We start from the raw sequence: 6,991 nt of genomic DNA, 5'->3' as shown, positions 1-6,991 counted from the left end.
GGTAAGCAGAGTTTTTGAAATGTAAGGCCTTTGAATAAGACAAAAGGCTGCCTCATCGCTAACTTTGCAACAGTGCCTTTTCAACACAAGCGTGATCATCGGTGCATCCGCACCCTATACATTTAGCAGTGAGCATAAGCGCCTCCCCAAGTAAATTAACAACATCATAGTATCATTATGTGATTCTGTAAATATTAAAAAGAAAGCGGCCATAGCCGCCCTTCCGAAGTAATTTTCCTTTAGTGGTTGTCTTGGCCCTGTTTCCAAGCGACGAATGCCTGCACTAGCGGTACGCCATCATCACTCAAGGCATTCCCTTCTATCCATCCGCCTCGTATGACGACAGACTGCCCTGATTCCAAGCCAAAAGGTTCCCACTCAGAAGCCACCGGGGAACCGTCCACCAGCAGGTCGAGATCTTCAATCCATTTATCCCGGCCATCCAGAGTTTTCCAAACTGAGTCATCGACCCAAAAGGCCTTGATTTGTTCTGGTGTGGCATTGGTCCAATCGTTGTCTTTCCCGTCAGCAAGTGAAAGTACAGAGTCAACCGTTTGCTGCCAGTTCGGCCAATCTTCTTCGACAACAACGCAAGTAAGCGAGCTCTTGCCATTTGCTCTGCGGCCATCATCAACCTTCCGGATCAGCCTTTCCAGTGTCGCCAGCTCCTCATCGCAGAGCACGGCCTGTGCATCGCTTATCTTTGCCACGAAGTAACGTGCTTCAAGCATCGACATAATTATTTTCCTCCCCAGGGCACAAGTTTTGTCGAATATCCAAGCATTAGTGGGTGCTTCGGGTCCCCCGAACCAGTCACGCCAAATGCCAATACCGGCTTCCCAGATGCAACGAGCTGCTCTAAAAGCCTGTCCAAATGAACATGCAAAGACTTAGGCAGCTTAGTTCGGCTCCCCCAGCAGGGCACCAAGACATCAGCATCCCGAATAATCCTTTCCAAGTGGATTTCATTTTCAGGCCCGACAGGATCAACCGCCGTAGCCAGCTCTCGAACGTCGGTCGCCCGAAAAGCAAAAGCATTACCGACTATGAATCGCCTCCCTCCGTTGACCTTGGTAAACCCTATCCACTTTCTGACCGTGTGATCGTCCTCGGTGGCCGTGGCCGTAGAGCCGTTTACACCAAAATAACCGAACACAAGGCCTTCGGGTTGCACATCCCTTTCCAGACGGTATCTGTACATGCCGCACTTGCTGATAATTGCACTCAAAGTGTCACCTCTTTTTGAATGAAAAATGCCCTTTCACAGTTGCATTTTTTAATGCTGTGATAGGATAAAAGTGTAAGTTGAAAAGGAGAGATGACCATGAAACATGTACTGAATATCGCGCTGATGGCTGTTGTTATTCTTGGCCTGGCTATGCTTGAGGCCACCAACTGGGGTTACGCAGTGCTGGCTATCCCGGCAGTGATTTGGGCCAAGTCGGTGCTCAACCTTCTGCACAAACTGCCGGTTCTGGCTGCTGCTTTTTGGATTCTGGTTGCTGTTTTCGCGTGGCAAGCGGCACTTGTTGGTATCCTGTTCTATGGCGTACTTGCGACCCCTAAAGCGCCAGCAAACACCAATGGCAAGAAAAGCCGAAAAGCCAATCTGATGGGCACTTACAGCTACGACTTTAAAACCGGCGAATGCTTTAGCTAAGACTGGCTCCACGGTTATTTCTCCTCAGCCTTCCTGATGGGCGCTCTCAGCGCTCTCAGGACAGCTTCTTCAAGAGCTGCGGCCCCTGCCCTATCACGTCGCTTTGTTAATGCCCCATATTGCTTCCTGATGGGTAGCATCAGCTCTTCGAGTTCATTGCGCTTCCTATCGTCGGCTTCAAGTTTCTCGCTTCGCGCCAAGGCTTCGGCTTGCTCGCTTTTTGCTTGCCACTCTATCTTGTCGCCTTGCACTTCCCATGCTTTAACGTAATGAGCATCATCCAGACCTTTTGCTCCGTTGTCCGAAAACGAGGCCCCTGAGTAAATGCCACCGACAACCCAGCGCCTTTTGCTTTTTCCCTTTGAGAAATACATCTCACGGCCTAAAACACCATCGCGCAAAGTGGCTACCGAGATAAATAGCCCAGCGTCCCCTTTCCTAAAGCCGCAGAACACAAACTCAAGCGGTTCGTATAAATCACTCATGCTGATCACTCCGAAGAACAGACAAGACCTTCTCAGCTCGCTCCTGGAGGTCTATGAGTTCGGCAGCATCATTACCGCTCAATGACATGTCCCCGCCATAGAGGCGATACTCAACGCTGTCCATCGCCTGGCGAAGCAATCCTAGAAGAGCATTCACGTTTGCCGGTGTTGATAGGGCGACGGCTTCACCTTTCAGCTCACGTCCATTAAATTCCGACCACTCGGCTATGCCTGTCAGTTCGCAACAATTTGAGCAGGACATACTGGCAACATTCTGGGGATCGTCTGGACAGTGTTCATTGATGACAAAGTTCATCTCGTCACTGCCGCACTTTCCACAAATGATGTGTACTTTTTTGCCCATGCTGCTGCCCTTAGTGGAGAGTCTGCTCTTCCACAACAATCATCCCGTCAACCAAGCTGATTGTGGCGGGACCGCAGTTACCCAGCACCTCAGCTTTGACTCCGTTGTTCAACGCGACATAAAGCCGTCTCGCCCCGTTGGTGACGCGGATGCCTTTCTGGTCGAGTTGTTCAAGCATTTCTTCGTAGGTAATTTTTTCGTCCATCAGTTCTCCTCAGCAAGGATCTCGTCGATGAGGTTCTTTGCTATCAATCTGGCATCCAAAGGGACAGCCAGGCTGTCAATTCTGCCTCTTTCATGGGCAACAATGAGTTGCGCCTTCCAAGCTATCCCGGAAAGAGAAGCATCAGGTTCTTTACCTGAGCTTCTCATACATCTTGCGTTTCGGTACGCCGCCAGCCACTCAGGTCTGGTTGAGTTATAACGCCCAAGGCCAGCTTTTCGTTGGAAGCACATTCATCGCGCACCTTTACAGATTCATTTTATGATACTGTAAACAATAAAAAGACACCTTGCAAGACTTTCACATGTGAAAGTTTTCTGGTTTACATCTGCTCGCTTGGATCAAACCCCAAAGCCTTGCACACGTCATCCAGGTCATCGAGCGTGAAGAATCCCAGCGTCAGTTCCCCGGAGCGCTTCGCGGGGTTATAGCGAACTTTGATAGGCCTACCCGTAGCATCGCTCATCAGGGTCTCCAGGCGCTTAATGTCTGCATCCCTGTCCACTTCTTTGCCCTTCGCTATCGCCTCAAATTTATGAACCGGTGTCCTGGTATGCAGGAGATCCCTCAGGAGCTTTTCTCTCTTGCTGAAAGGTAACTTAGCCACGGCCCTCACATGCCCCAGGGTGATCTTGCGTGGATTTCTGAGCCAGAGTGTTAGCTCTTCCTCCGATAGCGTACCGGCGCGTTTCAGGTGTGTAACCGTATAGACCTTCTCAATACCCAGATCCTCTCTGATCTGACTGTTTGAACGCCCCTCTCCGCTTAGGAACGCGACCACATAGGCCTTTTCTGCATCAGTCATGCCTGGATGCTGGTGGTAGTAGTCAATGGCTTCTCTTGCATCGAGCAGTAGGGGTAGGTTGTTCATTCAGGACACCTTTTAGTCACATGACTATATCGAGGCTTATTCTACCCCCTATTTTAGTCACATGACTACTTACTGACATTTCGGCCCCCATCGCCGCCGATTTTTCTTGATTATAGGTTTGAATCTATATAGGATTGCACCTATATTAAGTAAGGAGAAATCATGTGGGTCATCGAGACAACCGACACCTTTGATGAGTGGTTCGATGCTCTGGATGATACCGATAGAGCAAACGTGCTGGCTTCGATGATGGTGCTGCGAGATAGAGGCCCCATGCTGTCGAGGCCATACGCGGATACTGTTAACGGTTCATCCTACAGCAACATGAAAGAGCTTCGGGTCCAAAGCAAAGGAGATCCTATCAGAGCGTTCTTTGCGTTCGATCCAAAGCGTAAGGGGATTCTTCTCTGCGCCGGTAACAAGACCGGGGACGAGAAAAGGTTTTATGAAGTAATGATCCCAATTGCAGACCGTGAGTTTGCGGCGCACTTGGATAAATTGAAGAAGGAGTGACGTTATGGCAAGAACTCTTGACCAAATGCTGGCAACAGAAAAGCCTGAGGTTGTTGCCAAAGCACAGAAAGCGGCCACTGAGATGTTACTGAACATCCACTTGGCAGAGCTTCGTGATCGCATGAACCTTACCCAGGGGGAAATTGCTGCATCTCTGGGTGTAAGACAGCCGACAGTCTCCGAGATGGAAAAACCTGGACGAGATCTCAAGCTGTCGTCCATTAAGCGGTACGTTGAGGCCTCCGGTGGCAAGCTACGCCTCGATGTTGAACTTCCGGACGGCACCCACTACGGCTTTGCCGTTTAACTCGATACGCCCCGTTATGGGGCGTATTACTTCTCTTGCTCTTCTTCCAGCCGTTTTCGGTATATCTCTCCTGCACGTTCCCTGCCATCGTCGGTCAGCCTAAAGGCCAGCTTTAGAGAAGCATTCCGGTACTTGTTCAACAGGCCGTTCTCCACCAGCGTGTGGCATGACGTTCGGAAGTTCGTTCCATGAATACCGCTCTGGCGAGCTGAATTGATCATCTCCAGTATTTTTACACCTGGTACAGGCTCGGCTTTTCCACCGGCCTCAATTGCGTATAGAATGAACAAAACGTCTTTTTGAGTTGACGACAATCTCATCCCTTCCCCTTATTCATGTCTGATATGAATAAGGCTCCCACGAAGGAGCCTTATGTAAACCTTATTCATGTGTCACATGATTAAGATCTAGTTCACGGAGTCTTTCAACCCCTTACCAGCTTTGAACCCAGGAATGTTGGCCGCCGCGATCTGGATGTTCTCTCCAGTCTGGGGATTCCGCCCGGTTCGCGCTGCGCGTTCCTTAACGTGGAAAGTACCAAACCCAGTGAGCGCTACTGTCCCACCCGCTTTAAGCTCCTCTGTCACTGAGTTGATCAGCGCATTTACCGCAGCTTCGGCCTTTGCTTTGCTAATGTCAGCGTCTTCGGCCACTTTCATAATCAGTTCACTTTTGTTCATCGTTATTCCTGTTTGTTTTCTTGGTTACTGTTTACACCTGCATACTCTGGGGTGTGGTTAGTGCTTTCTTCGCCACTCCCAAGGGGGAGTTCTCTCCGATTCCGGTAATGCCCAGAGACCTCGCTTATCGGCTTTGGCTTCGGCCTCCAGCTTGAACAGCTCCGGTGTTTTGGCGTACTGCCGGTACACCCACGCACTCCCAGAACGGACCATTTCGGCATTGACCCATTTGCCATCGACATAAAGGTTGGCGACCAGACGGCCATAACGGTCTTTGTCGATTTGCTCGACTTTAATCATTCGACCAAACACCAGATCGGACAACGCCTGTTTCGCCTTTGAGCCGTAGGGTTGTTTCTTCTCTGGGGTGTCGATTTCCGCCAGCCTTACCCGGTACTGGATTTTGCCGCTCCGGCAATCTTTCCCGGAGTCACAGCTTTGTTCAGTCAGGACCTTGACCGTATCACCGTCAGACACCCCCACAACCTTCGCAGTAAAGGTTTCTGCCCATACCTGAGGGGCCACCACCAGCATGGCTACCAGGAACGCTGAAACCCCCGTATTTTTCACAAAACCTAACCTCATAATCACTCCATCCAAATTACTTTTTTTTCCCAGCCGGTAGAGCCTTGGCCCAACAGAGCCTTGTTTCATCCACCTTGCTGTCTACGATTCGACAGGCATCCCAGTTAAGAGATGACCAGTGAGCAATGGCAGAGGCCAACCAGTACCACGGTGCCGTAAACACCGGCTGGCCCCCTTCCTTCGTTTTAAATACCTGGTATCGCATGTTGATCCTCCTGTTTGGGTGAGGCTTAGGCCTCGTAATAGAAATTTTTTGTGTCCGGATAGGGTTTAAAGCAATGAGCCGTGGCTCTCCCCAGGGAAAGCACTGAAGCCTCAGCTTCCGGCGCTTCCTCAGTGTCTTCACGAAATTCCCCGCCAAGTTGCTTCACCCATTCGGCAGCGAGCTGCACACCTTCATCAAAGGGAACTTTGTTCTTTTGAAGCACATCCAGATAGGAAAGCAGCAAGCAGTGAGGCGTAATGACGGCGGTGTTCCAATCGGTTGCGAGCCGTGTTTCGTCCATATCTGCATACCAGGCATCAACCTGATGTTTCAATCCGATCTCGGCCATCATGCCGTGCTTACCGGCGACCTTTCTGCCTTCCTCTACCACATCAACCGGGGCGTCCCAGTAGAGGACTCCCCCGTCCGCTTCTTGGGTCGCACAGGTTGCACCTTGCGGCCAATGCCTCCGTTCCATAACGAGCTCGCAGAGCGTTTGGTTGCCTACAGGAGCCTTGTAGTCCTCATCGAGATTCACCACGATGGTTTCCGGCTCCTGTTCAACCGGTGGCAGGTATCTGGCGACCAGAGGCATTGTCAAAATCACAGCCCCATCCATGTGAAAGGATGTTGGAGCCTTCACTATTCGGTCCATTACCCAGCACCAAGCATGAAGCAACCGATCCTCTACCTTGTCGTCAGCCTCAATCTCTTGAACGAACTGGTTGAAACGAACCTGACTATCCAGAAACAGGCCTGTGCTCTGACACTTATCGCTGATCGTATGAATGAGCTCCGCCTGCTCCAGAAGCATTTCTCGGGTGACTTCCTCCACATCACCAAATGCGTCAAACAACTTTGTCATGTAGTCACGAATTTGCATGTTCTTCCCCCTCGGCATCGAATTGCTTTGCAAGCTCAGGATCACCGGCCCAGCGAAGGGCGTCTCCCATATGCGTGAAAGCGCGTTTATTGTTATCCTGCTTATTCACCCTGACCGGCGTCTTTTGGTCACGAGGCTGTAGTAGCCAGTACCCGGCCTCTTCCCTGATTAGTTCTGCGGCCACCAGAAAGCCGTTCTTCGTTGCAATGATCATC

14 protein-coding genes are annotated in these 6,991 nt (G+C 50.7%); 3 read left to right on the top strand and 11 right to left on the bottom strand.

Annotated elements, in window-relative coordinates:
- Positions 1 to 239: 239 nt before the first annotated feature.
- Entirely contained in the window at positions 240 to 710 is a 471-nt protein-coding gene (locus tag R7M72_RS22445; RefSeq protein WP_347880240.1) for a hypothetical protein, read from the bottom strand.
- Between the two features lie 29 nt (positions 711 to 739).
- Complete coding sequence (locus tag R7M72_RS22440) at positions 740 to 1,228, bottom strand: DUF1643 domain-containing protein (RefSeq protein ID WP_001273096.1); 489 nt, start codon at positions 1,226 to 1,228, stop codon at positions 740 to 742.
- A gap of 96 nt (positions 1,229 to 1,324) precedes the next feature.
- On the opposite strand from R7M72_RS22440, the gene R7M72_RS22435 reads away from it, so the two are divergent.
- Positions 1,325 to 1,660: a hypothetical protein gene (locus tag R7M72_RS22435; RefSeq protein WP_000683476.1), complete on the top strand. Its 336-nt coding sequence runs from the start codon at positions 1,325 to 1,327 to the stop codon at positions 1,658 to 1,660.
- Between the two features lie 14 nt (positions 1,661 to 1,674).
- Here R7M72_RS22435 and R7M72_RS22430 read toward each other — a convergent pair whose 3' ends face one another.
- From R7M72_RS22430 to R7M72_RS22415, 4 genes are all read right to left on the bottom strand, one after another.
- Complete coding sequence (locus R7M72_RS22430) at positions 1,675 to 2,145, bottom strand: hypothetical protein (protein ID WP_001281821.1); 471 nt, start codon at positions 2,143 to 2,145, stop codon at positions 1,675 to 1,677.
- A complete protein-coding gene (locus R7M72_RS22425) occupies positions 2,138 to 2,509 on the bottom strand; it encodes a hypothetical protein (RefSeq protein WP_000516916.1) in 372 nt (123 codons plus the stop codon). The genes R7M72_RS22430 and R7M72_RS22425 overlap by 8 nt, the downstream gene beginning before the upstream one ends.
- 10 nt (positions 2,510 to 2,519) lie before the next feature.
- A complete protein-coding gene (locus R7M72_RS22420) occupies positions 2,520 to 2,714 on the bottom strand; it encodes a hypothetical protein (RefSeq protein ID WP_000343597.1) in 195 nt (64 codons plus the stop codon).
- Between the two features lie 340 nt (positions 2,715 to 3,054).
- Positions 3,055 to 3,603 carry a transcriptional regulator gene (locus R7M72_RS22415; RefSeq protein WP_001061574.1) on the bottom strand — a complete coding sequence of 183 codons (549 nt, stop codon included), beginning with the start codon at positions 3,601 to 3,603 and terminating at the stop codon, positions 3,055 to 3,057.
- Between the two features lie 162 nt (positions 3,604 to 3,765).
- On the opposite strand from R7M72_RS22415, the gene R7M72_RS22410 reads away from it, so the two are divergent.
- Together R7M72_RS22410 and R7M72_RS22405 are read left to right on the top strand one after the other, a co-directional pair.
- Positions 3,766 to 4,116, top strand: a complete 351-nt coding sequence (locus tag R7M72_RS22410) for a type II toxin-antitoxin system RelE/ParE family toxin (RefSeq protein ID WP_000270043.1) — start codon at positions 3,766 to 3,768, stop codon at positions 4,114 to 4,116.
- A gap of 4 nt (positions 4,117 to 4,120) precedes the next feature.
- Positions 4,121 to 4,423 (top strand): XRE family transcriptional regulator, encoded by a 303-nt coding sequence (locus R7M72_RS22405; RefSeq protein WP_000124640.1) that lies wholly within the window; start codon positions 4,121 to 4,123, stop codon positions 4,421 to 4,423.
- Between the two features lie 26 nt (positions 4,424 to 4,449).
- Here R7M72_RS22405 and R7M72_RS22400 read toward each other — a convergent pair whose 3' ends face one another.
- From R7M72_RS22400 to R7M72_RS22380, 5 genes are all read right to left on the bottom strand, one after another.
- Complete coding sequence (locus R7M72_RS22400; RefSeq protein WP_001239997.1) at positions 4,450 to 4,743, bottom strand: chromosome segregation protein ParM; 294 nt, start codon at positions 4,741 to 4,743, stop codon at positions 4,450 to 4,452.
- 87 nt (positions 4,744 to 4,830) lie between these two features.
- Positions 4,831 to 5,103, bottom strand: a complete 273-nt coding sequence (locus R7M72_RS22395) for an HU family DNA-binding protein (RefSeq protein ID WP_001043047.1) — start codon at positions 5,101 to 5,103, stop codon at positions 4,831 to 4,833.
- Positions 5,104 to 5,160: 57 nt separating this feature from the next.
- Positions 5,161 to 5,688 (bottom strand): thermonuclease family protein, encoded by a 528-nt coding sequence (locus R7M72_RS22390; protein WP_001236377.1) that lies wholly within the window; start codon positions 5,686 to 5,688, stop codon positions 5,161 to 5,163.
- 230 nt (positions 5,689 to 5,918) lie between these two features.
- Positions 5,919 to 6,776 (bottom strand): hypothetical protein, encoded by an 858-nt coding sequence (locus tag R7M72_RS22385; RefSeq protein ID WP_001167032.1) that lies wholly within the window; start codon positions 6,774 to 6,776, stop codon positions 5,919 to 5,921.
- A complete protein-coding gene (locus R7M72_RS22380) occupies positions 6,763 to 6,990 on the bottom strand; it encodes a hypothetical protein (RefSeq protein ID WP_001447532.1) in 228 nt (75 codons plus the stop codon). The genes R7M72_RS22385 and R7M72_RS22380 overlap by 14 nt, the downstream gene beginning before the upstream one ends.
- Position 6,991: the final 1 nt, after the last annotated feature.

Source organism: Vibrio sp. YT-18, from assembly GCF_033337345.1.
Classification (GTDB): Bacteria; Pseudomonadota; Gammaproteobacteria; order Enterobacterales; family Vibrionaceae; genus Vibrio; species Vibrio alginolyticus.
This window is presented reverse-complemented; position numbering and strand designations above follow the sequence as displayed.